The 23,117-nt window shown below is 53.2% G+C and carries 20 protein-coding genes; 17 read left to right on the plus strand and 3 right to left on the minus strand.

From position 1 onward, the window contains the following. The first annotated feature begins 53 nt into the window (after window positions 1-53). From QMO62_RS02525 to QMO62_RS02565, 9 genes are all read left to right on the plus strand, one after another. A complete protein-coding gene (locus QMO62_RS02525; protein ID WP_284638522.1) occupies window positions 54-1,094 on the plus strand; it encodes a TRAP transporter substrate-binding protein in 1,041 nt (346 codons plus the stop codon). Window positions 1,095-1,155: 61 nt separating this feature from the next. Continuing rightward, entirely contained in the window at window positions 1,156-3,045 is a 1,890-nt protein-coding gene (locus QMO62_RS02530; RefSeq protein ID WP_284638524.1) for a cache domain-containing sensor histidine kinase, read from the plus strand. 10 nt (window positions 3,046-3,055) lie between these two features. Continuing rightward, window positions 3,056-3,817 (plus strand): response regulator transcription factor, encoded by a 762-nt coding sequence (locus tag QMO62_RS02535; RefSeq protein ID WP_284638526.1) that lies wholly within the window; start codon window positions 3,056-3,058, stop codon window positions 3,815-3,817. Between the two features lie 220 nt (window positions 3,818-4,037). Next, the gene (locus tag QMO62_RS02540; protein ID WP_284638528.1) at window positions 4,038-5,603 is read left to right on the plus strand and encodes a glycoside hydrolase family 43 protein; all 1,566 of its coding nucleotides are present in this window, start codon (window positions 4,038-4,040) and stop codon (window positions 5,601-5,603) included. Between the two features lie 849 nt (window positions 5,604-6,452). Beyond that, complete coding sequence (locus QMO62_RS02545; protein ID WP_284638531.1) at window positions 6,453-7,604, plus strand: Gfo/Idh/MocA family protein; 1,152 nt, start codon at window positions 6,453-6,455, stop codon at window positions 7,602-7,604. An 18-nt stretch (window positions 7,605-7,622) separates the two neighbouring features. Then, a complete protein-coding gene (locus tag QMO62_RS02550; protein WP_284638533.1) occupies window positions 7,623-8,780 on the plus strand; it encodes a dihydrodipicolinate synthase family protein in 1,158 nt (385 codons plus the stop codon). A gap of 30 nt (window positions 8,781-8,810) precedes the next feature. Next, window positions 8,811-9,632 carry a sugar phosphate isomerase/epimerase family protein gene (locus QMO62_RS02555; RefSeq protein WP_284638534.1) on the plus strand — a complete coding sequence of 274 codons (822 nt, stop codon included), beginning with the start codon at window positions 8,811-8,813 and terminating at the stop codon, window positions 9,630-9,632. 83 nt (window positions 9,633-9,715) lie between these two features. Beyond that, window positions 9,716-10,528: a helix-turn-helix transcriptional regulator gene (locus tag QMO62_RS02560; protein ID WP_284638536.1), complete on the plus strand. Its 813-nt coding sequence runs from the start codon at window positions 9,716-9,718 to the stop codon at window positions 10,526-10,528. 26 nt (window positions 10,529-10,554) lie between these two features. Continuing rightward, the gene (locus QMO62_RS02565; RefSeq protein WP_284638539.1) at window positions 10,555-11,772 is read left to right on the plus strand and encodes a Gfo/Idh/MocA family protein; all 1,218 of its coding nucleotides are present in this window, start codon (window positions 10,555-10,557) and stop codon (window positions 11,770-11,772) included. 28 nt (window positions 11,773-11,800) lie between these two features. Here QMO62_RS02565 and QMO62_RS02570 read toward each other — a convergent pair whose 3' ends face one another. Then, the gene (locus tag QMO62_RS02570; RefSeq protein ID WP_284638541.1) at window positions 11,801-12,217 is read right to left on the minus strand and encodes an NUDIX hydrolase; all 417 of its coding nucleotides are present in this window, start codon (window positions 12,215-12,217) and stop codon (window positions 11,801-11,803) included. Window positions 12,218-12,335: 118 nt separating this feature from the next. Beyond that, window positions 12,336-13,379: an SIS domain-containing protein gene (locus tag QMO62_RS02575; RefSeq protein ID WP_284638543.1), complete on the minus strand. Its 1,044-nt coding sequence runs from the start codon at window positions 13,377-13,379 to the stop codon at window positions 12,336-12,338. Between the two features lie 261 nt (window positions 13,380-13,640). On the opposite strand from QMO62_RS02575, the gene fba reads away from it, so the two are divergent. The 8 genes from fba (at window position 13,641) to hisA (ending at window position 22,270) form a co-directional block, all read left to right on the plus strand. Beyond that, window positions 13,641-14,507 carry a class II fructose-1,6-bisphosphate aldolase gene (fba, locus tag QMO62_RS02580; RefSeq protein ID WP_284638545.1) on the plus strand — a complete coding sequence of 289 codons (867 nt, stop codon included), beginning with the start codon at window positions 13,641-13,643 and terminating at the stop codon, window positions 14,505-14,507. Continuing rightward, a complete protein-coding gene (locus QMO62_RS02585) occupies window positions 14,504-15,433 on the plus strand; it encodes a 1-phosphofructokinase family hexose kinase (RefSeq protein WP_284638547.1) in 930 nt (309 codons plus the stop codon). The genes fba and QMO62_RS02585 overlap by 4 nt, the downstream gene beginning before the upstream one ends. A 97-nt stretch (window positions 15,434-15,530) precedes the next feature. Further along, window positions 15,531-16,313 (plus strand): DeoR/GlpR family DNA-binding transcription regulator, encoded by a 783-nt coding sequence (locus tag QMO62_RS02590; protein ID WP_284638549.1) that lies wholly within the window; start codon window positions 15,531-15,533, stop codon window positions 16,311-16,313. Between the two features lie 159 nt (window positions 16,314-16,472). After that, window positions 16,473-17,396: an aldo/keto reductase gene (locus QMO62_RS02595; protein ID WP_284638550.1), complete on the plus strand. Its 924-nt coding sequence runs from the start codon at window positions 16,473-16,475 to the stop codon at window positions 17,394-17,396. A 181-nt stretch (window positions 17,397-17,577) separates the two neighbouring features. Next, window positions 17,578-18,612 (plus strand): SGNH/GDSL hydrolase family protein, encoded by a 1,035-nt coding sequence (locus QMO62_RS02600; RefSeq protein ID WP_284638551.1) that lies wholly within the window; start codon window positions 17,578-17,580, stop codon window positions 18,610-18,612. A gap of 67 nt (window positions 18,613-18,679) precedes the next feature. Then, window positions 18,680-19,294 carry a ThuA domain-containing protein gene (locus QMO62_RS02605; protein WP_284638553.1) on the plus strand — a complete coding sequence of 205 codons (615 nt, stop codon included), beginning with the start codon at window positions 18,680-18,682 and terminating at the stop codon, window positions 19,292-19,294. Between the two features lie 280 nt (window positions 19,295-19,574). Next, window positions 19,575-21,449: a DNA/RNA non-specific endonuclease gene (locus QMO62_RS02610; RefSeq protein ID WP_284638554.1), complete on the plus strand. Its 1,875-nt coding sequence runs from the start codon at window positions 19,575-19,577 to the stop codon at window positions 21,447-21,449. Window positions 21,450-21,508: 59 nt separating this feature from the next. Then, a complete protein-coding gene (gene hisA, locus QMO62_RS02615) occupies window positions 21,509-22,270 on the plus strand; it encodes a phosphoribosylformimino-5-aminoimidazole carboxamide ribotide isomerase (protein ID WP_284638556.1) in 762 nt (253 codons plus the stop codon). A gap of 60 nt (window positions 22,271-22,330) precedes the next feature. Here the strand turns inward: hisA and QMO62_RS02620 are convergent, their stop codons facing one another. Next, window positions 22,331-23,023: a hypothetical protein gene (locus QMO62_RS02620; protein WP_284638558.1), complete on the minus strand. Its 693-nt coding sequence runs from the start codon at window positions 23,021-23,023 to the stop codon at window positions 22,331-22,333. Window positions 23,024-23,117: the final 94 nt, after the last annotated feature.

Here is a 23,117-nt window from a genome sequence, read left to right on the forward strand (position 1 = left end):
TTATACTAAAAACAGTTCAACAGATACCACTAAGATTAAAGGGGAGAATGTCGATGAAAAGAAGACCCGTAAACCTGATGACGACGATGGCTACGATACTTCTGACCGGAAGCCTGCTGGCCGCCTGCGGAGGGACGGAGAAGCCGCAAGGGAATACCGCAGCCGGAGGAGCTGCAGAGGTGAAGAAGCCAAGCTATACGTTCCGCCTCGCGGAGACACATCCTCCGGATTACCCTACGACGCTGGGCGATAAGAAGTTCGCCGATCTTGTCAAGGAGCGTTCAGGCGGACGCATCAAAATCGATGTCTTCCCATCGGCCCAGCTTGGCGAGGAGAAAGCGGTCGTTGAACAGGTGCAGCTGGGAGCCATCGAATTCACCAGGGTCAGCACAGGCATTCTCTCCAGCTTCAATAAAGACTACGGCGTGTTCAGTCTGCCCTATATCTTCGACTCGGAAGCGCATATGTGGAAGTTCCTCCAGGGAGAATCCGGCGAGAAGCTGCTGGACAGCCTGCAGGCATCCAAAATGAAAGGGCTTACGTATTATGAGCCGGGCTCCAGAAACTTCTATACGAAGAAGCCGGTAACGAAGCTGGAGGACTTGAAAGGGCTGAAGATTCGGGTCATTCAAAACCAAGTCAATATCGATATTATGAAAGCACTCGGGGCCAGCGCCACCCCTATGGCCTATGGGGAAGTATTCAGCGCCATTCAGACCGGCGTCATCGACGGAGCGGAGAACAACTATCCGAGCTACTATTCCTCCAAGCATTATGAGGTGGCGAAAAATTTCCTGGTTGACGAGCATCAACGTGTGCCGGAAGTGCTGCTCATCAGCAAGACGGTATGGGATAAGCTGTCGGATGAGGATAAGAAGCTGATCAAGCAGGCGGCATTGGACTCCGTGCAGTATCAAAGAGACGAGTGGAAGAAGTATGAGAAGGAATCCGAGGACAAGGTGAAGGCGGCGGGCGCGGTCATCACGAAGGTGCAGGACCTGAAGCCTTGGCAGGAGGCGGTGAAGCCGGTCATCGATAAATACCGGCCGGAGTATAAAGAAGTACTGGACGCGATTGACAAAAGCAAGAAATAGCTAGGATCCCAAGGAAGAGGCTCTGCCAGACGGAGTCTCTTCTTTCATCCTGCCGCACGCTGTGCGAGAGGGATTCCGCGGCCCGTTGTCGAATGTGAAGGGTGAGATGAACGTTAATGGGCAGGTGCTTCCGATGGACCGCATAGTGCAGATAGTCAAACGATGTGCGCACCACATTTTACTAAGAGATCATCCTCTCGTGGTCAAGCTGCTGATCTATTCCGGCTTGCTAGTGATGATTCCCATGCTCGTGGTCGGCTTGATCTCATATACGCGTTCCTCCGAGGTGCTGGAAAGAGAAGCACAGCAATCCAGCTGGCAGATCATTGAGCAGGTGAAGATGCATGTCGAGCATTATGTGCGGGATTTTGAAATTACAACGCTAAAAATGATCAACCACCCGGATATGCGTGAGTTTCTCTCGATGCAGACGCAGGAGGAGATTGAGCAAAGCGGCATCCGCGGCTCGGTTCAGGAAATCCTAATGAATGCAGCCTATTCGCGAGGCGATATTTCCGGGATCACCCTGCTGATCGACAATCTGCGTATTATCGATACTTCTTCCTTGCAGAATGCGGTGCCGGCGGAGGAGATGAGGAAGGAATACTGGTATGAGGCGGTGCCGCTTACAGGGGAGCCGATGCTCGTCAGCCGCTTCATCAGGCAGCAGGACCGGCAGGAGCCGGTGATTACCATCGCCAAGCGCATTTTCAGCTCCACGACGTTAAAGCCTATCGGGATGATCGTCATCGATGTCAATTTTAAGCGGATACAGGACATTGCCCAGGTCGTGACGATCGGCCGGACCGGCTTTATGAGCATCCTGGATTCCAAGGGGCATTATGTATTTCATCCGGATGTACAGCAGCTCGGACAGAAGTCGAATTACAGCGAGTGGCTTACCGCGGACAGCGGCTCGCTCGCTATGGGGGAGGATCGCCGGGAGCTGCTGACCTACAGCCGTTCCAATGAGCTTGGCTGGACTTTGCTTACGGTGGTGCCCTACAAGGAGCTGACGCAGGGCGTTAACCATATCGGCCAAACCATATTATGGACTACGATCCTTACATTGCTGGCCGCTTACCTGATCGGAGCCGCCTTCGCCGCCAGCATCATTCGTCCGATCCGCGATCTGCATAGAAGCATGCGCAAGATCGAAATGGGTGATTTTGATACCAAGACGGTGATAGAAAGCAACGATGAGCTCGGCATGCTGGCGAAGGGCTTCAATAAAATGGTGGAGCGGCTGAAGGAGCTGCTTGATGAGATATACTTCACCCGGCTGAAGGAGACGGAGATGAGCTTGCGGCAAAAGGATACCGAGCTTCGGGTGCTGCAGGCGCAAATTAACCCGCATTTTCTCTATAATGCGCTCGAAACGATCCGGGGCATGGCGCTGGATAAGGATGCGGATGACATTGCGCTGATGAGCTCGGCGCTTTCCAAGCTGTTTCGCTACAATTTGAAGGAAGCCTCGCAGACGACCGATCTCCGTCAGGAGCTTGAAGTGAGCCAGCTGTACCTGCGAATTCAAAAATTTCGCTTCGAATCCCGGCTCGAGTACAGCTTCCGCTTGCCGGAATGGGCCGAGCGGCAGTCGATTGTCCGGTTCTCGCTGCAGCCGATTTTGGAAAATTGCATGAATTATGCAATGGATCCTTCGACAGGGATGACCCGCATTACGATTACGGCTGAAAAAGAGGGAGAGGAGACCTTCCTCCTTCATGTTCGAGACGAGGGGCCCGGGATTGCGGAGGATCGTCTGGAAACGATACGTATTGATTTGGATCATCGGGATCTGATGCTGGACTGTTCGCACATCGGCTTAGTGAACGTTCACAGACGTACAAAATATTTGTTCGGTGAAGGCTGCGGAATGATGCTGGACAGCAAGGAAGGTCAAGGCACTTGCGTCACCATACGATTGCCGTTCCGGTACGGAACGGAGTAGGAGGGCTTTTATGTATAAAGTGCTGCTGGTTGACGACGAGCGTTGGGTACGTACCTCGCTTCGCAAGACGATGGAACGAATGGAGCTGTCGTTTGAGGTGGTACAGGAATCGGCCAATGGCTTGGAGGCGAGAGATTGGCTCGAACGCAACGAAGTGGATTTGGTCATGACCGATATCCGGATGCCCGTCATGGACGGTCTCCAGCTGGTTCGCTTCGTCCATGAGCTGGAACGGCCTCCTGAGGTGGTCATTGTAAGCGGGCATGATGAATTCAGCTATGCCCAGCAAGCGATGAAGTACGGAGTCAGCGAGTACATGCTGAAGCCGGTCACGGAGGAGGACCTGGAAACTTGCCTGACAGGGCTTCGGAAGAAGCTGTTGAAAAAGCAGGCTGCGCTGGAAAGCCAGGGGGCCGGCGATGCCGTCGATACGAGAGAGATGTCGACGATTGAGCAAGTGATTCACTTTGTCAAATCAAGGCTGCCGGGCGAGGTCAGTCTGCAGGAGGCCGCCGGGGCGGTATTCTTGAACCCAAGCTATTTAAGCCAGCTGTTCAAGCAGGAGATGAAGGTCAATTTCGTCGATTATGTGCTGACACTGCGGATGGAGGAAGCGAGGCGCCTGCTGAGAACCACCTCGCTGCGTATTTCCGATATCGCGGAGCGGGTAGGGTATGCCGACATTTCGTATTTCAGCAACACGTTTAAACGGCTGCTCGGGGAAACTCCCTCCGAGTTCCGTAAAGGGGAAAAGAAGCTGAACAACAATTGACCTCCCCCGCGCAGCGCTGTTGAAGATCACACCAAGGGAAAATGGCACAAGAATATTCAAGTATTTGCGATTATGTCATGAATATAGCAAGAATTTGATATCCACCATGTACTATAATGGACTTATACATGGCTATCAAGACTTGCTGTATACGGTATTGCAGCGGCGGACAGCCGCTTATTTTTTTATCGGTTCTTTTACCATGGGAGGGGACAAAGAGATGGCAGCTAATCAAGAAAACAAGGTGTGGGTAGCAGATCTCGGAAACGGACAATTCCGTAATCCGATCTTGTACGCCGACTATTCGGACCCGGATGTGGTCCGTGTCGGCGACGACTTTTACATGACGGCTTCCAGCTTCAACAGCTCTCCGGGGCTTCCGATTCTTCACTCCAAGGATCTGGTCAATTGGAAGCTGATCGCTTATGCGGTTGACCGTCTTCCGGGCGGTTATGACGATGTCGTCCGGCATGGAGAGGGCGTTTGGGCTCCCAGCATCCGATATCATGACGGTAAGTTCTGGATTTTCTTCAGCGCGCCGGATGAAGGAATTTATATGACTACGGCGGAAGCCGCGGAAGGGCCATGGTCTCCTCTTCATCTCGTGAAAGAGGTAAAGGGCTGGATCGATCCTTGCCCGTTCTGGGATGAGGATGGACAGGCTTACCTGGTTCACGCGTTTGCCAAAAGCCGGACGGGCATCAAGCATAAGCTGAAGCTGTGCCGGATGAGTCCCGACGGCAAGGCGCTGCTCGACGACGGCCATATTATCTTCGACGGGGAAGAGAACCATCCGACGATGGAAGGCCCTAAGATGTATAAGCGCAACGGCTACTACTATATCTTCGCTCCGGCCGGAGGCGTTCCGACCGGCTGGCAGACGATTTTACGTTCCAAAAGCGTTGACGGTCCTTATGAGGACAAAATTGTGCTCCATCAAGGGGACACGGAGATCAACGGGCCGCATCAAGGGGGATATGTCGAGCTGGAGTCGGGGGAATCGTGGTTCGTGCACTTTCAGGACCGCGAGGCTTACGGACGCATTGTTCACCTGCAGCCGATGCGCTGGGAGAACGATTGGCCGGAAATGGGCGTCGATTCCAACGGCGACGGCATCGGCGAGCCGGTGGTGGTGTACAAGAAACCGAATGTCGGGCGGGAATGGCCGATTGAAGTGCCTGACACAAGTGACGAATTCGAGAAGCCGGAGCTTGGCCTGCAGTGGCAGTGGCAGTCGAATTGGAAGTCCTCCTGGTATTCTCTGCAAGCGAACCCCGGGCAGCTTCGACTGTATGCCGAGCCGCTGCCTGCCGGCGTAACGACGCTGCATCAAACGCCGAACGTGCTGTGCCAGAAGCTTCCGGCTCCGAATCTTACGGCGACGGTGAAGGTGAGCCTTAAGCCGGCGACCGCTTCGGATCGCGTTGGCTTTACGGTCTTCGGCTACGACTACCGCTATCTTGCCTTAAGCAAGGCGGGAGAGAGCTGGAAGCTCGCTTATGTTGCGGGAAGCGGAAACAAGGAGGGCGCCACGGAGGAAACGATGGAGGTGGTCGACCTGCCGTCCGTAGAAACGATCTATTTCCAAACCACTGTGGTTCTTGAGGCGGAATGTACTTTCGCGTATAGCTTGAACGGCGTGGACTTCCACCCGATCGGCGACAAGCTGACCGCCGTACCGGGCGGCTGGGTCGGTGCGAAACTAGGCTTGTTCTGCACGCAAGAATCCGGCGCGCCGGCAGGCGGTTATGCGGACGTAGACTGGTTCCGGATCGTGGAGCTGTAGACTTCTTTATAAACGCGTACGGGTATATCAAAAGGGCTGATCCCAGAGAGCAGAAATTTTGCTTTTTGGGGATCAGCCCCTTTTCACATGTTTTGGGTAAAGGGGAGGAAGCTGCTAATGAAGTCAAAAAATAATAATATTGACTTCAATCGCACTTGAGCTTTGGCAGCGCAAATCCGCTTGCGAATTCCGATATAAGCGCCAGACGCCTGTAACGCGATTTTTTCATCTTACGGTGACAGAAGAACACATGTTTGGTACAGTAAGGTGATTTCATAACGTTACAAGGAGCGTTACCGGCCCGTGTTAAGCATCAGACGCATTGTAACGCCATTTTTTCATCTTACAGTGGCAGATGAACACATGTTTGGTACAGTAAGGTGATTTCATAACGTTACAGGGAGCATTACCGGGCCGTGGTCTGCCGCAGGGAACGACAAAAGCCCGTTTTTTTGCGCCTTCGTGTTGCCCATGCCATTTGGTACCTTAGCTTCGAGAATGTGGGAAGGTACTCCTGCCTTTGTATGCCGAAAAACGAGGTTTAAAACGGGATTTGTGAGAATAGGCATCTTAAAGAGGGCGCCATGGCTATAAACGAGACAACTGCTCTTGGAATGTTGTATTTGAGCACAAATTGCCCTAATTGCCATGGGAATTATGGGTACATGCTGCCTATTAGCAGAAATGATGAGTCGGCTTAGAATTCAACAGACCCCGAACCGCTGACCTTTCAAAGGGAGAAATTATTTCCAAAATTAAGAATCCGTTTCCCATTGTAATAAGACTTCCCCAGGCAAACGGCCTACAATAGGGGGGAAGAGAAAAAATGAAATACTGGAGGCAGAGAACATGGCAGAGATTCAGCTAGGTATCATTATGAATGGTGTTACAGGACGGATGGGCACGAACCAGCATTTGATTCGCTCCATTGTTGCGATCCGCAAGCAAGGAGGCGTTGCCCTGCCGAACGGCGATGTCATTATGCCGGATCCAATCCTGGTGGGCCGCTCGGAGAGCAAGCTGCGCGCATTGGCGGAGGCCCATGGTCTTAGTCGCGTAAGCACGAACCTGGACGAATGTCTGGCGGATCCTTACAATGTCATTTATTTCGACTCCCAAACGACCGTGCTCCGTGCTGCGGCCTTGAAGAAGGCGATCCAAGCGGGCAAGCACATTTATACGGAGAAGCCGATTGCCGAAACACTGGAGGAAGCCACCCAGCTGGCACGCCTGGCGCGGGAAGCGGGTATTAAGAACGGGGTCGTTCAAGACAAGCTTTTCCTCCCGGGCCTGATTAAGCTAAAGCGTCTAATCGATTCCGGATATTTTGGCAAAATATTGTCCGTTCGACTGGAATTCGGCTACTGGGTGTTCGAGGGCGATTGGCAGCCGGGGCAGCGTCCTTCCTGGAATTACCGCAAAGAAGACGGCGGCGGCATCATTGTCGATATGTTCGCTCACTGGCGGTATGTACTTGACAATTTGTTCGGTGAAGTGAAGTCCGTGTCCTGTCTGGGGGTGACCCACATCGACGAACGGATTGATGAGAACGGCCGGAAATACGCTTGTACAGCGGATGATGCAGCGTATGCCACGTTCGAAATTGAAGGCGGCATTGTCGCTCAGGTCAATTCCTCTTGGGCCGTTCGCGTGGATCGCGACGAGCTTGTTAACATCCAGGTTGACGGTACGCATGGAAGCGCTGTCGCAGGGCTCCGTTCCTGTAAAACCCAGCATCGGGTAAACACTCCCAAGCCGGTATGGAACCCGGATATCCCGAATCCGCTTCAATTCCGCGAGCAATGGGAGGAAGTACCGGACAATCAAGTGTTCGACAACGGCTTCAAGATTCAATGGGAAATGTTCTTAAAGCACGTCGTAACCGATGCGCCTTTCCCGTGGGATCTCCTCGAGGGCGCTAAAGGTACCCAGCTGGCAGAGCTCGCGATTCAATCCTGGCAGGAACGCCGCTGGATTGATATCCCTGAGCTGTCCCTATAGGAAAAGGAGGGGAAGCATATGCACATCAAGCTGCCGCGGCAGGACGGCTCGACCTATTTGTATGAGGTCGGCCGGTATGAGCCTATCAGCGTTGCCAAGGGATCCTTTGAGAAGCGGACGGCTTTCTCGGCTGCGCATGTCGTCGTCGATCCCTTCGCAACCACGGACCCTATCTTGAATCCGAAGCTGGATATCGAGGCCACTATGGCATACCGCCATCGTCTGTGGTCGCTCGGCTTCGGCGTTGCCGAGGCGATGGATACTGCCCAGCGGGGCATGGGCCTCCACTGGGAAGCGGCCAAGACGCTTATCGCTCATTCCGTCAAGGAAGCCAAGTCCGTGGGGGGACTTGTGGCGAGCGGAGCGGGCACCGATCATCTGCCGGTTACTCCCGGCCTTACCCTGGAGCAGGTGGAGGCTGCCTATGAGGAGCAGTGCTCCTACATTGAAGGGCTGGGAGGCCGCATCATCCTTATGGCAAGCCGGGCCTTGGCGGCGGTCGCACAAGGACCGGACGACTACCTCCGGGTGTACGGTCGCATTCTCAGTCAAGTGAAGGAGCCGGTCATTCTGCATTGGCTCGGCGATATGTTCGATCCGGCGCTGGCCGGGTATTGGGGACATAAGGATGATTACGCGGCCATGGAGGTATGCCTAGATATTATCCGAAGCCATGCGGACAAGGTGGACGGCATCAAAATTTCGCTGCTTGACGCAGGGAAGGAAATCGAAATGCGGCGCAAGCTGCCGCAAGGGGTTCGGATGTATACCGGCGACGATTTCAATTACCCGGAGCTCATAAGCGGAGACGAGCAGGGTTACAGCCATGCGCTGCTCGGTATTTTCGATGCGATCGCACCGGTTGCTTCCAGTGCTTTGCAGGCGCTCGATCAAGGGCGTATGGAAGCCTATTATGAGCTGATGAATCCGACGCTGCCTCTGTCGAGACATATTTTCCAAAAGCCTACGTATGCCTACAAGACTGGAGTCGTGTTTTTGGCCTATTTGAACGGCTTCCAATCCCATTTCCGCATGGTGGGCGGAGCCGAGGGGCAGCGGAGTGCAACCCATCTTGCCGAGCTGTTCGTGCTTGCCGATGAAGCGAGACTGCTCGCGGATCCGGAGCTGGCGGCAAAGCGGATGCAGCGGATGCTGCTGCTGGCGGGAGTGGAATAACAAAAGTACTGCAGAGAGGGGAGCTTGCGAATGGCGGACAAGGAATTGATGCAAAGGTTAAGTCTGAATCAAATTACGACGGAGCGCTGGACCTTAGAGCAGGCGGTGGCCGGATGCGTCCGGGCCGAGATCGGATGGATCGCGCCTTGGCGCCATAAGGTGCAGGAGGCGGGGCTGACGGAGGCACGCCGTATGATCCGGGATGCCGGACTTCGTGTATCGAGCTTATGCCGCGGCGGCATGTTTCCTGCGGAAACGGCTGCGGAGCGGGAAACGAAGCTGGAGGATAACCGCAGGGCGGTCGAGGAAGCGGCGGAGCTTGGCACGGATGTGCTGGTGCTGGTATGCGGTCCCGCATCAGGCAAGGACATCGGACTCGCCAGACAGTGGGTGCAGGAAGGCATCGAGAGGCTGGTGCCCTTCGCCAAGGACCATGGAGTGAAGCTGGCCATTGAGCCGCTCCATCCTATGTATGCAGCTGAACGCTCCGTCATCAACACCTTAGGACAGGCGAACACCTTAGCCGAGAAGTTCGCGCCGGAGGAGGTCGGGGTGGTTGTCGATGTATTCCATGTCTGGTGGGATCCCGAGCTGTACAAGGAGATCGCTCGTGCCGGGACGCGTATTCTAGGGTACCACGTGTCGGATTGGCTGGTGCCGACGCCGGATATGCTGCTTGGCCGCGGTATGATGGGAGACGGCGTCATCGAGCTCAAGAAGATTCGATCGGCCGTGGAAGCGGCAGGCTATCAAGGACCTATCGAGGTTGAAATCTTTAATCAGGCCATTTGGGATATGCCGGGGGACGATGCGCTGGCTTTAACGAAAGCAAGATTCCGGGAGCACGTGTAACGCTTGGCTCGAAACAACCCTTTGCGAATAAGCCCCTGCGGAGTACAATGGAAATAACTTGATTCTACGGGGGCGTTCGTTGCATGGAGATAACTAGGATCGATTTGCCGGAGAATGGAATCCTCCTCTACGAGAGCAAGCATGGAGACGGGCACGAGGTCGCTGAGCATCGCCATGCAATACATCAAATTCTCTACGTCTTGGATGGGAACGGTTACATTACGATGGAGGGCAAACGGTCCGAGCTGACGCCGGATAATTTCGTGCTGATCGTGCCCCGTTCGGATCATTCCATCGTGTCCGTCCGCAGACTGACCCTGCTTGTACTGGCTTTCGAAGAGGCTGCGCTTGGGGAAGAAGTGCAGAGAGGGCTGCTGATGAAGCAACTGAGGCAATCGATGGTGCTTTATATTAATCCGATGATGGCTACGGATATTCGGCAGCTGCTTCGCAAGATGATGTTCGAGCAGGGCAATCATGACGCTTTGTGCAGCTGGGCTCTGCGGGTATATTTGCAGGAGGTGTTATTGCTCCTCTCCAGATCCCAACAGCAAGGCGCCAAAGCGGACTCAAACCATTATCGGGCGGAACGGATACGTAAATATATTGATGACAACTACTTCAAGCCGATCACGAACGGCGATCTTTCCAGCAAAATGAACATGAGTGCGAGGCATGTGAACGGCATTTTCAAGGAGTGCTACGGGATCACGCCGTTTCAGTATATGACCGAGGTGCGGATCCGAGCGGCTCAGAAGCTGCTGTCCGAGACCGATAAGGATATCGTTACGATCTGCTTTGAGGTGGGCTACGAGAACGTGCCTACCTTTTACAGATCGTTTCGCAATGTTGTCAAGCTGCCGCCAAATAAATTCCGGCAGCAGCATAAAGAATAGAGTGCGAACCGGGAGAGTGAGCTCGAATGGGGACGAAGATCGCCTTGATAGGCATTGGCGGCTGGGGAAAATTCCATGTCAATCAGATCGGCAGTTTGGTTCAGGAAGGCCTGCTGGATTGTATCGCTTTCGCCGAAATCCGGCCGGAGCTGCACAAGGAATCGTATGATCAGCTGACCGCTATGGGAGCGCGGCATTATTCGGACTATAAGGAGCTGCTGCAGGCGCATAGCGAGCTTGATTTTGTCGTGATCACGGCGCCGATTCACCTTCACCAGCCAATGGCGCTTTATGCCATCGAACGGGGCATTCACGTGATGATGGAGAAGCCCCCGACGGCGACCGTACAGGATCTCGACACCCTGCTCGAAGCAAAACGCGGTAACGGAACGGTCTGTACCGTCCATTTTCAGCACACATCAGGCCGGGCGTTTCGTCATATGCTCAAGCTGATTCAGGAGGGCGCGATCGGGGAGCTCGTGTCGGTAACCGGCATCGGGACATGGAAACGCACGAATACATATTATGAAAGAACTCCTTGGGCCGGTAAAATCATGCATAACGGCGCCTACGTGATGGATGGCAGCATTCATAATCCGTTAGCTCATCTGTTTCAAAATTGCTTGGTAGCTGCCGGCAAGGGCGACCCGGAGGCAGCGGGCCCGGAGTGGGTAACGGCCGAGCTGTATAAGGGACATGAGATTGAAACGGAAGACACCTCCTGCGTACGCATAAGCACGAGAAACGGTGTCGCGATCCACTACTATTCCACCCTGTGCCACGATGCCAATCTGCCGCCCCATATCCGAGTGAAGGGAACGAAGGGAGAGATGGTGTGGAATTACAATAATGAGCTGACCTGGACGGATGAGAATAAGGTAGAGCACCCGTTCCGTCATGGATCCGAGAATCTAAGCCGAAATATGTATCTCAACATGATCGATGCGGTGAAAGGGGAAACCCAAGAGCTGTACTGCTCGCTGGAGGCGTGCCGAAGCTTTATGGTGGCCGCTAACGGTGCCTTTGCCTCCTCCGGCCGGATTCATCCCGTTCCCTCGGAGCATGTTGACGTGAAGGAAGAGAAGGGAGAGATTGTGACAACGATTCGTGACGTGGTCTCCACCATCCATTCCGCAGCGGAGAAGGGATTGCTGTATTCGGAGCTGGGCGTAGCTTGGGCTGCTTCGGGACACAAGCTGGATACAAGGGATTTTCGCAGGTTCGGCCTAGACCTGATGCAGTGAAAACGAGGGCGGAGGACCTCCGCCCCGCTTACTCTCCGAAGAGCTGATCCCGGTACAGCTTGACCTGTTCCAGCATGTGACCGATATTCCCTTCGCCGGCATATAAGGACGTATCGAAGAAATCCCGGTTCAGATCCGACCAATAGAGCTCGTTCTCCTCTCCCGAAACCGTAACGTCACGCTTGAGCTTCCCGGCGTACACCTCGACATAACAATGCTGGTAATAATATGTAAAATCCATTACATGACGCAGCTCGATGTCCTTTCTCGTAATCCCGGTTTCCTCTTCCAGCTCACGATAAGCGGCTTCGAGACCGGCTTCTCCGGCTTCGATTTTCCCCCCTACGAGGTTGCTGAGTCCTTTATACGGATCCTTTAGCCGCTTGCAAAGCAATAATTGATCCTCTTCCCGGTTGTATACCATGATGACATTGTAGCCTTGCATTCTTGAAGACCTCCTTTCCCGCGCAGCTTGATTCCATCTTAGCATATTTGTCCGTGAAAAAAAGCGGTACCGGAGTGCAGCGCATTCTCCGGTATCGCTTTTTGCTCAAGGCGGGTCGTTACAGCTTCACCCATGCCACCAGGCCGTCGGGCTGATCGGGATCGATGCCCTGGCGTTCGGCGCTTGTCAGTGCTGCAATTTGAGGCAGGAAAATAAATGGAATTCCTTGGGCCGCCACATCCAGCTCGTAATCCGAAATAACGGCCAGATCGACGTGCTCATCCGGGATCGCCTCGGCCCGATCGGCGAAGGCTATGACCGTAGCGCCCCTCCCCTTAATGTCACGAAGCAGGTTTTGCTGATGGACGGTGCCTTCGCCGGAAATTGCTGCGATGACCAAGGTATCCGGTCCCACCGTAACCATAGGGCCGTGGCGCACATCCAGCAGATGATAAGCATGCGCCTGAACCTTGGCAATCTCGGTTAATGCAATTGCGCCTTCGGCAGCGAGCCCTTGAAGCTCCCCGTCTGCCAGTACGACCGCATTCGTCCAGGCCGCGCGCGCCGTTTCCCGTAAACCGGCTTCCACACGTGCCATATAAGCCTCACCTTGATCGATGGCCTTCTTCACGTCGGCAATCAACTCTTCATCGTCTCCGAGGAAGGCGGCGAGCAGTAAATTAACGGTATACAGGTTCGTTACCGTTCTCGTTTGACAGACGCTGTGGTCGAAGGCCCAAGGCAGCTCCAAAGAGAAATCAGCCTGCTTGGATAGCGGGGAATCGGCTACGCAGGAAATCGCCAGGATCGGTACATGCTGATCCGCCTGAATCAATCGGACCGCTTCTACCACCTCGCTTGTACTTCCGGAGCGGGAGGGAGCCACCAGCAGGGTATCGGCGAGCAGAGGGCGGTAACGCTTCGGATTCAGCATAAGGTCGCCTCCGGCCAGTGCAGTGGAGGGGATCCCCGCCCGTAACCGGACAGAGCTTGCGGCAGACTCGCTTAAGCAGTAGCTTGAGCCGCAGCCGACAAAGGTGATGGATCGAATCGAATGAGAGCGGACGAAGGAGACGATTTCCTCCCGTTTGGAAAGCAGATAGTCGTAGGTTTGCTGCAATGCTTCATATTGCTGTTTCGTTTCACGATAAGTCAGGCTCACGTTGAACGACCTCCTTAATGAAATGTGCTGCTATAACGACAGTGTAAAACATGAAACTGAAAATATCAATCACAAAATGTTAAAAACAATCAAAATAAAGACGGTATTACATGTTATGGTTTAAATTATATTTGTTAAAATGAAAAAAAAAGATTGATTGATGTGAGTCAATTGTTTATTATGATCATAAAAATGTTATTATCAATCAATTTGTAACCGAGTCTAATCAAACTATTTTATTTATATTGGGAGGAACTCATCATGCCATTAATTTCATCAACAGCCATGCTTCAAGCGGCCCGAAGGAACCGATACGCTGTGGCGGCATTCAACGTTCACACGCTGGAGATGCTTCAAGCGGTTGTGGAGGCGGCAGCCGAGACACAATCGCCGCTTATCATTCAATCCACCGTGGGGACGGTCAAACATCTGGGGCCCGATTATATCGCTGCTGCGGCGACGGTTGCGGCGAACCGCACCGGATTGCCTATCGCGCTTCACCTGGATCACTGCACGGATTTTTCGCTGATTGTCCAGTGTATACGCGCCGGATATACCTCCGTCATGATCGATGCCTCCATGCATCCCTTTGAAGTGAATGTGGAGCAGACACGCCGGGTAATGGAGGTGGCCGCTGCCGCCGGAGTCAATGTGGAAGCCGAGCTTGGCAAGGTGGGCGGCGTCGAAGACGATATTGTTGTGGATGAGCGCGACGCTTTGTTGGCCGATCCGGAGGAGTGCAGCCTCTTTATCGAACGCACAGGTGTTCCAACTCTAGCTCCGGCTATTGGAACGGCTCATGGCATTTATGTAGGGGAGCCGAATATCGATTTTGCCAGAATCGCACAAATCGCCGAACGAATTGAAGTGCCGCTCGTACTGCACGGGGGCTCGGGAATTCCTGCCGAACAAGTGAAGAAGGCCGTTTCCTTGGGAATGGCGAAGATGAATATCGCGACGGAGCTGCGCATCGCCTTCTCGGACGCGATCAAGCTGGTGTTTGCAGAGCATCCGAAGGAGAATGATCCCCGTAAATATATGGTCCCGGCAAAAGAGGCGGTCAAGCAGCTGGCGATCGAGAAAATGCAGCTGTGCGGATGTATCGGTAAAGCCGGAGAGATCCGATGATTACAACGGTTACCCTGAACGCGGCCATCGACAAAACCTACTATGTGAAAGGACATCAGCTCGGCCGGGTTCACCGCGTTGCTTCACAACTTGACGAGCCCGGGGGTAAAGGGAACAATGTGGCCAAAATCGTTCATTTGCTCGGAGGGGAAGTGACCGCAACCGGCTTTATCGGCGGCAGCAGCGGCACCTTCATTGAGGAACGGCTGGCCGAACGCGGCATTCATACCGCCTTCGTCAAGGTTCCGGGTCAGTCTCGCATTTGTCTCAACATCATTGATGAGGAAAGCGGCCAATCTACAGAACTGCTGGAGCAGGGTCCGACGATTCAGGACGATCATATCCAGGCTCTCAAAGCGACGCTCCGGCGGTTATCCGAGCGCTCCGCCGTTGTGGTTCTTGCCGGAAGCCTTCCCCAAGGAGTACCCGCCGAGCTCTATGCCGAGCTTATTGGTATCATTCATACCTCCGGTTCCCGCGCCTTCCTGGATACTAGCGGAGCCGCCTTGAGCTTCGGGCTGCAGGCGCGGCCGCATTTTGCAAAGCCGAACGAGCAGGAGTTGGCCGATTGGCTCGGGCGCGGACAGCTGGAGGAAAGCGACTGGGCGGCAGCGGCGGCGCAATTGGCGGCCGCTGGCATCGCGCAGGCCTGTGTTACGCTGGGCGGCAGCGGCTCGGTGTCCTTCATCGACGGTGCCCTCTATCGCGCCATCCCTCCCGAGATTCAAGCAGTGAATACGGTGGGCTGCGGGGACGCTTTTGTTGCGGGCATGGCGTACGGGGAAGAGCTCGGCGTTTCGGCTCCCGAGAAGCTGGCCATGGCTACGGCCGCAGCAGCGGCGAATGCCATGTCGCATCAAGCCGGTCATCTAATCTACGATCAATATTTGCGATGTTTGGAGCAGGTCCAGATCATTCGCCTCTAATCCGTTTTTTGCCCGTCCGGTCTTGCTTTCTCCGCCCTCATCCTTCAGAATGAGTAATACATTGCAACCCGGACACGGATCGTCAAAGGAGAAACGTATGCAATATTCGAAGAGTGCAGAGCGCAGAGCACAGGCGCTGGAATTAATTAAAAAGCTCGGTAAAATTTCCATTCATCAGCTAAGCGAAGCCATCGGCTGCTCGGAGGCCACGGCCCGGCGCGATCTGGATCATCTGGAGAAATCGGGACAAATCATTCGAACGATAGGCGGAGCGATCTATGAGGAATCGCTCGTCCAAACGACCTCGGAAATCCCGTTCGCCGATAAGCGTTATTACCGTCAAGAGGAGAAGGAGCATATCGCCGAAGCGGCTGCAGCCCTTGTGAAGGAAGGAGATGTCGTATGCCTGACAGGCGGATCGACGACCTTCCTCATCGCCAAAGCGCTGAAGAACCGCAGTAACATTACGATTGTTACGAACGCTGTGAACATCGCCTACGAGCTGGCGGAGGCGGAGGGGGTTCAGGTGGTTGTGATCGGCGGGGTGATGCGTGCGAATAGCTACGAGCTGATCGGGCCGCTTGCGGAGAACGTGATCGAGAAGATCAATATCAGCAAAATGTTCCTTGGCGTAGACGGCGTTTCGCTGGAGCGCGGCTTCACGACGCATTCGGAGTACGAGGCAAGAATTGCTCAGCTGCTAATCGAACGCTCGAATCAGGTTTATGCCGTATTCGATCATACGAAGCTGAAGAAGGTCGCGCTGTTTACCATCATTCCGCTAGAGCGGGCTACAGGAGTAATCATGAACCCATCGCCCGAGACCTGGTTTGAGGAGGCCTGCAGGGCTGAGCAGCTTGAGGTTCATATTGCACCATAGAAGCAATAAGCTAAAGTAAGCTGTCTGTCCCGGTGTTTGACCGGGGATCAAGGCAGCTTTTTTTGTTTAACGTGAACTACAATCTTGATAACGGTTGCATGGGTATGAGACAATGACCAAGGACATTGATGGGAACAAATTAGGGGAGGATGAACGAACATGAGAACGATCCGGCTTGGAACCAGTACGCTCGAAGTTCCTGTGATTGCTGTCGGCTGTATGCGGATGAAATCACTCGAGAAGAAGGAAGCCGAGCGTTTTATTCGGACGGCGCTTGAGGAAGGTGCCAATTTCTTCGATCATGCGGATATTTATGGCGGAGGCCAATGCGAGGAAATCTTCGCGGATGCTATAGGAATGAACGATAGTCTCCGGGAGAAGCTCATTTTGCAATCCAAGTGCGGCATTCGTAAGGAGCAGGGTTCGTTTGATTTCTCCAAGGAATATATTTTGGACTCGGTGGACGGAATCCTGAAGCGGCTCCAAACGGACTATCTCGACGTCCTGGTGCTGCATCGGCCGGACACGCTGGTGGAGCCGGAGGAGGTTGCCGAGGCGTTTGATCTTCTGGAGAGCTCGGGCAAGGTGAGACACTTCGGCGTCTCAAACCAAAATCCGATGCAGATTCAGCTGCTTAAGAAGTCGGTGAAGCAGCCGATTGTCGTCAATCAGCTGCAGCTGAGCATCACGAACTCCACCATGATTTCCAGCGGTATCAACGTCAACATGGAGAACGACGCTGCAGTGAACCGGGACGGATATGTGCTGGATTTCTGCAGGCTGCATGATATCACCATCCAGCCATGGTCTCCATTTCAGTACGGATGGTTCCAAGGAACGTTCCTTGGCAATGAGAAGTTCCCGGAGCTGAACCAAAAGATCGACGAGATCGCCGCCAAGTATGGCGTATCCAATACTACAATCGCGATCGCTTGGCTGCTCCGTCATCCTGCCCGCATGCAGCCTGTAACGGGAACCATGAGCGTGGAACGGCTGAGAGATTGCTGTAAAGCGGCTGATGTACATCTAACCCGCCAGGAATGGTATGCGATTTATCGCGCTGCAGGCAATGTTTTGCCGTAACATCGCCCCCGAAGAAACCAGCCTTCATCCCTGATAAAGCAAGGATGAAGACTGGTTTCTTTTTTTTCGGCAATTGGATGTTAAAAAAGCGCAAGTTTACTTTAAAAAAAACATATCGGCTTATTCCGTTTCAAGGTATGATCATTGTAGCAAAGTTATATAACCGGTAAGGAGTGAAAGGATGATTTACAAAGGAATCAAGCTTCACAATGTAGCCGAATTAGAGCAGCGACAGCATCTAAACGGGGTGATCCTTCATCGCTTCCCTGCGGAAGTCCGCCACTCTCTGAGCGACAAGGGGCGTACGAAGGCAGTACAATCGAACAATTGCGAGCTTCGGTTTGTTACGGAATCCGCCAGCATCCGAGTCACCGTATCGGCATACGGCTCCAGCGGCAAGGTGCTCGTGTTCTGCGGCGATTTCTTCCACTCTTCACATCAGCTTCAAGCCGGTGCGATCACGACACTGAATCTGGAGGTCCCCGACCGGTTCGTTCAAGTCCATGAGGAGATGCTGCAGAATCAAGCCTTCTCTTCTCGTGTCTGGCGAATCTTCTTTGACCGGTTTACCGCCGTGTTTCATGACATCGATGCTTACGGCCACGAGATTCGCGAACCGCATCACGATGAAGTGCCTAAGCTTGCCTTTATAGCCTATGGATCCTCGATTACTCATGGAGCGGGAGCGCTCAGCCACTATAATGGATACACCCAGCAGGCCGCCAGACGTTTGGAAACCGATCTACTGAACTTGGGGCTCAGCGGGTCGTGCTTATGCGAGCCCGAGGTAGCGGACTTTATTGCCGGACGCAACGATTGGGATTTTGCCTTTTTCGAGCTCGGTGTAAATATGAGATCCGTTTTCACTGTCGAAGAGTTCGAGCATAGAATCAAATACCTGCTGGATCGGGTTATTAACCGGCATCCGGACAAGCCGGTCTTTATTACGACAATCTATCCAAACCGGGCGACGTATTTCAAAGCCGAGGACGATCGGATGGCGGTGAATGAGCATCAATTCAATGAAGTGCTCCGGCAATACGCTGCGCAAAAAAGGCATGGAAAGCTTCACCTCTTTGAAGGCAGCGAGATCATGACGGATTTCACCTCTCTGACATCGGATCTCATCCATCCTTCGGATTACGGACATATCTTAATGGGAGAGAAGCTGGCCGCCTTGATTCGTCCTATCCTTCATCAGACGGGTATGGAGTAGCAGAAGTTCGCTAAAATAGGTGATTCACTAAGAGGAGGAGAGAGTCATAAACGTTCGTAAAAAAATCGTGTTGATCGGCGACAATACGGATGCGCCTTGGCACCCGCTGGAGCCGGTAAGACAGGAGCTGGAAGCCATACTCGGGGGAGATTTCGAGCTGGAATGCACCGAGGATTACGATCGATTCCGTTCTCTGAATTATCGAGAGACACCGCTATGCGTATCCTACACGGATTGCTGGAAAAAAACGCTCACGCCGGAACAGTCCGAGGGGATCATTCGATTTGTGGAGGACGGGGGCGGCCTGCTTGCGATTCACAACGGCATTTCGATTGCAGGCCTCCCTGAGCTGAAGGAGCTGGTCGGCGGCAGGTTCATCACGCATCCGCCGTATCAGACGCTTCAGTACTATGGTACGGCCGCAGACCATCCGCTGCTGGATGGTGTTGGGGATTTTACGCTGGAGGAAGAGCCGTACTTCTTCGAATTGGAACATTCGGCAGACTGCCAAGTGATTATGGAGTATGCGTTTGAGGGAAGCCGCTATCCGGCGGCTTGGGCGTATGAGCGCGGGCAAGGGCGTGTTGTGTATTTGCAGCCCGGCCATCATGCGCCTTCCTTCCGCCCCACCTCTTATCGTCGGTTGATATTGAACAGCGCCAGGTGGGTGATTCAAAGATAAGCTTGTCTTCCAACTGCCTTTTTCCGGGATTGTAAGGGGGAAAGGCATTTTTTTTTGCTATTAAATAAATCTTACCCGCCGACCGATTAGGGAAATAGTGGGTGGACAGTTAGTACATTCCATGTAAAAATGAATATAGAAAATCTGATTCATGAAATGCCTGTATGGAGTGTGAAGGGGAATGGGTCACGATAGACGTGTGCCTTCGAAACAGGGCGGGACGGTGTCGAGTTCCAGGAAGACTATGGAGGGGACCGGCGGTGCAGTCCGGCCGTCTTCTATGAGTTCGGGACACGCGGCCCAGCTTCAGAGTGCGTTAGGCAATCGGGCTGTCATCCAGATGCTGCGCGGCCGGGCTGGCGGAAGGAATCCGGCTTCAGGAGTCATTCAGCGTTCTTCCTATAAGCTGCCGAACGAAGACAATACCGGCTATGATACTTATGATAAAGAGTCGTATTCCAGCGAGGAGCTTAAAGACTTAAAAGGCTCCGACGGCAAATTTTCATCCGTGCAGGCGGACAGGGGCTTGCCGACCTTCTATGGAGCGCTGAAACGGATTTTTGGCGAAGAGAATGTGGCGGAGGCCCAATTTAAAGGGACCCAGCATCTTGGAGAGAGCTGTGACCGTCCGCACACCGTGACAGCGAATATTAATATGAAAACGGTCAATAAAAAGGGACGCGAGAATGGACCTTTGGCTACTGCGATAGGTCACTTCGGATATGAGGAGCTGGGCATTCGTGAAGGCGCTGATGAGGCGCGTGCCATGGACTACAACGGAGGCCACCTGGTCGGCTACCAGGTGCTCGGAGGCATCCAAGCGGATCAGGAATGGAACATTGCGCCCCAGGATGGGGATAACAACAAATTTGCTTACAATAACACGATAGAAGAAATGGCCCGGAAGGCAACGAAGGGTGCCAATTTCGATTATACGGTGGAAATCAACTACAAGAGCCTCAACTTCGCTGTCGATCAGCAGCAATTAATCGACCACGGTTATTTGAAGCAGCTGGATGAAGACAAGCCATGGACGATCCAGCTCCCTACCCGTATCCCGCAGCATTGGTCGGCTAAAGCGGTGATGAACGGCAGCGGAGGCAGGTTCGGCAAGCCTACGTTGAATAATAACGGCGGCGGAAAGAAGACCTACGATCAATATTCGCAAGAGCTTGATTCCGACCTGTCCCATACGGATAAAACTCATACGGCAAGATATAAGCTGGAATATGGGGATAAGAATCATGCGGAAATTGAAGGCAAGGATGTGAACAAAAAGCTGGCTGAAGTGCGCTCCGTCCATTTTCGGATGCATCAGGAGCAGCCCTATGACCTGGATCGGGGGATGATACCCAACGAGTGGAAAGGCGGGGACGCTGCCGATTATGGCTCCGTGAAGGAGGAGACGGTTACCGCCGAGCTTGTGGCCAAGCTTCGCGAGGATATCCTGAAGGATATCCAGGAGCTGAAGGCTACACCGGAGGAGCAGCTGGTGCCATTTGATTTTAATCAACTATTTACTGATGCCCTAAAGCCTCTTGCGAGTTCGAAAAATAAGGAGCAGCTGATTTTATTCGCCGTAGAGATGCAGGAGCGGGAAGAAGAAGTTGGCTTGCTTGCGGAATACGAGGAAGAATACCAAAGACAAAAAGGGTATTGTACGGAGCAAAAGGAAAAGCTGGAGAAAACAAAGGCCCTATGGCAGTTTATGGACCAAAGAAAGACGGATGCCGAACCTACGGAGGACGGCCTGAAGCAGGAATTTTACGAATATCGTCAGAACGGTACGGGCATCAAGAGGACGAAGTTCGTATTGGATAGCTACAATGAAACCGTGAAAAAAATCAGACTGCAAACAGAGGTTGTCAAGAACGAAGTGCAGGCTGCCTTGAAGGAAGCGACCGGCAAGGACTATAAAAAGAAATTGAAAAGCCGTTCGCGGGTTGTTCCCGGCATCTTCTCGCAAAGATTGAGCAATCTGGAGCAGCAGCCGTTCGAGTTTTATTTTTCCACTGTTACCAGCATGTTCTCCAGCGTCCCGGTGTTCACGCCTGACGGCGGAACAGGTATTAAGGATTTATTTGTTTTCGGAAGCGGTAACGATCAGCAGGAAGCCGATAACAAAACGGAGGATCCGTCGATGAGTCTGGAATGAGGCTTGCCGGGTATGGTATATTCTATACATCAGAGCTAGATTAAGAGAGGATGTATGGAATGCAATTTCGACCTTGTATCGACCTGCATGACGGCAAAGTCAAACAGATTGTCGGTTCAACGCTGCTCGAGGGGCAACAGGAAGACTTGGTTACCAATTTCGAGTCGGATAAATCCGCTGCCGATTATGCGCGCATGTATGCCCGGGACGGGCTTCGCGGCGGGCATGTGATCATGCTTGGCAAAGGCAATGAGGAGGCTGCGCTGTCCGCTCTGAAGGCTTATCCGGGAGGGCTGCAAATCGGCGGAGGCATTAACGATACGAACGCAGAGAAATACCTTGAGGCGGGAGCCAGCCATGTCATTGTGACGTCCTACGTTTTTCAGAACGGACAAATTGACTTCGACCGGTTGAAGGGCCTGGTCCAAATTGTAGGGAAAGAAAGGCTTGTGCTGGATTTAAGCTGCCGTAAACGGGATCATTCGTATTATGTTATGACAGACCGCTGGCAAAAGTATACCTCCTATGAGGTTACGAAACAAAATTTAGATGAGCTTTCCCAGTACTGCGATGAATTCCTTATCCATGCCGTCGATGTGGAAGGCATGTGCAGAGGGATTGAGAAGGAGCTTGTCGAGTCACTCGGCGCGTGGGTTACTATTCCAACCACCTATGCGGGAGGCGTCTCTCAGCTTTCCGACATGGATCTCGTAAACCGTTTGGGCGGAGGCAAAATCGACTTAACGATCGGCAGCGCCCTGGACATATTCGGAGGCTCGATTCCGTATGAGCAAGTGGTTTCATGGAAGTCTTCCAATTAATAATATGCGTGAAAAGCAAAAAGCGGGTCGGGTGACCCGCTTTTTGTTATTGTCTTTGGCTTATCGGAAGTTACCCTGGCTTGGGAAGCTTCCGAAGCTGCTCATCGGCGCTGCGGTATAGCCGAATTGGGAAGCCACGTTGTTCCCTTGGTTATAGGACTGCTCGTTTCCTCTGACACCGTAGCTGAAGCTGCCGAAGTTGGATTCATAACCGCGGCCGCCTTGCTGCTGAGCCGGATAGAAGGAATCACCTCGCAGACCTTGGTCATGACCTTGCTCGTTACCGCGGTAGTGGGCCAAGTGATAAGATTCCGGAGATGCCGCTTGTCCGTACATGCCTTGGGATTGTAATGGACCTGCTTGACCGTAGCCGGTTGAAAAGCTGCGGTTCATGTTCATATTCATCGTGCTCATGCCGGTCATCGGACGGTTCATTCCGAATTGGGAGGACACATTGTTTACATTATTATAAGCTTGCTCATTCCCGCGTACGCCGTAACGGAACGTGTTGTAGTTCGTTTCGTAGCCGCGGCCTTGCTGCTGCTGAGCCGGAGTGAAGGCATCTCCGCGTAGCCCTTGGTCATGCCCCATTTGGTTCCCGCGATAGTTCGCTGTATGGTAGGCTTCCGGGGAAGGGTTCATACCGAATGCCTGTTGTCCTTGACCATAGAACGACTGCATGCTTCCCACAGATTGGTATGGATTTCCTTGATATGCACCGAAGGTATTGTTGGAGAAATTTTGATTATACATGAGCATACACTCCTTTATGATAAGGTATTAGTCCTCTAGAGAGGGGTCCTCTCCGAAGCCTTGCTTATCATTCGCCGCACCTGTTTTTTTCATA

This window comes from Paenibacillus silviterrae, from assembly GCF_030167925.1.
In the GTDB taxonomy this organism is placed as follows: Bacteria; Bacillota; Bacilli; order Paenibacillales; family NBRC-103111; genus Paenibacillus_G; species Paenibacillus_G silviterrae.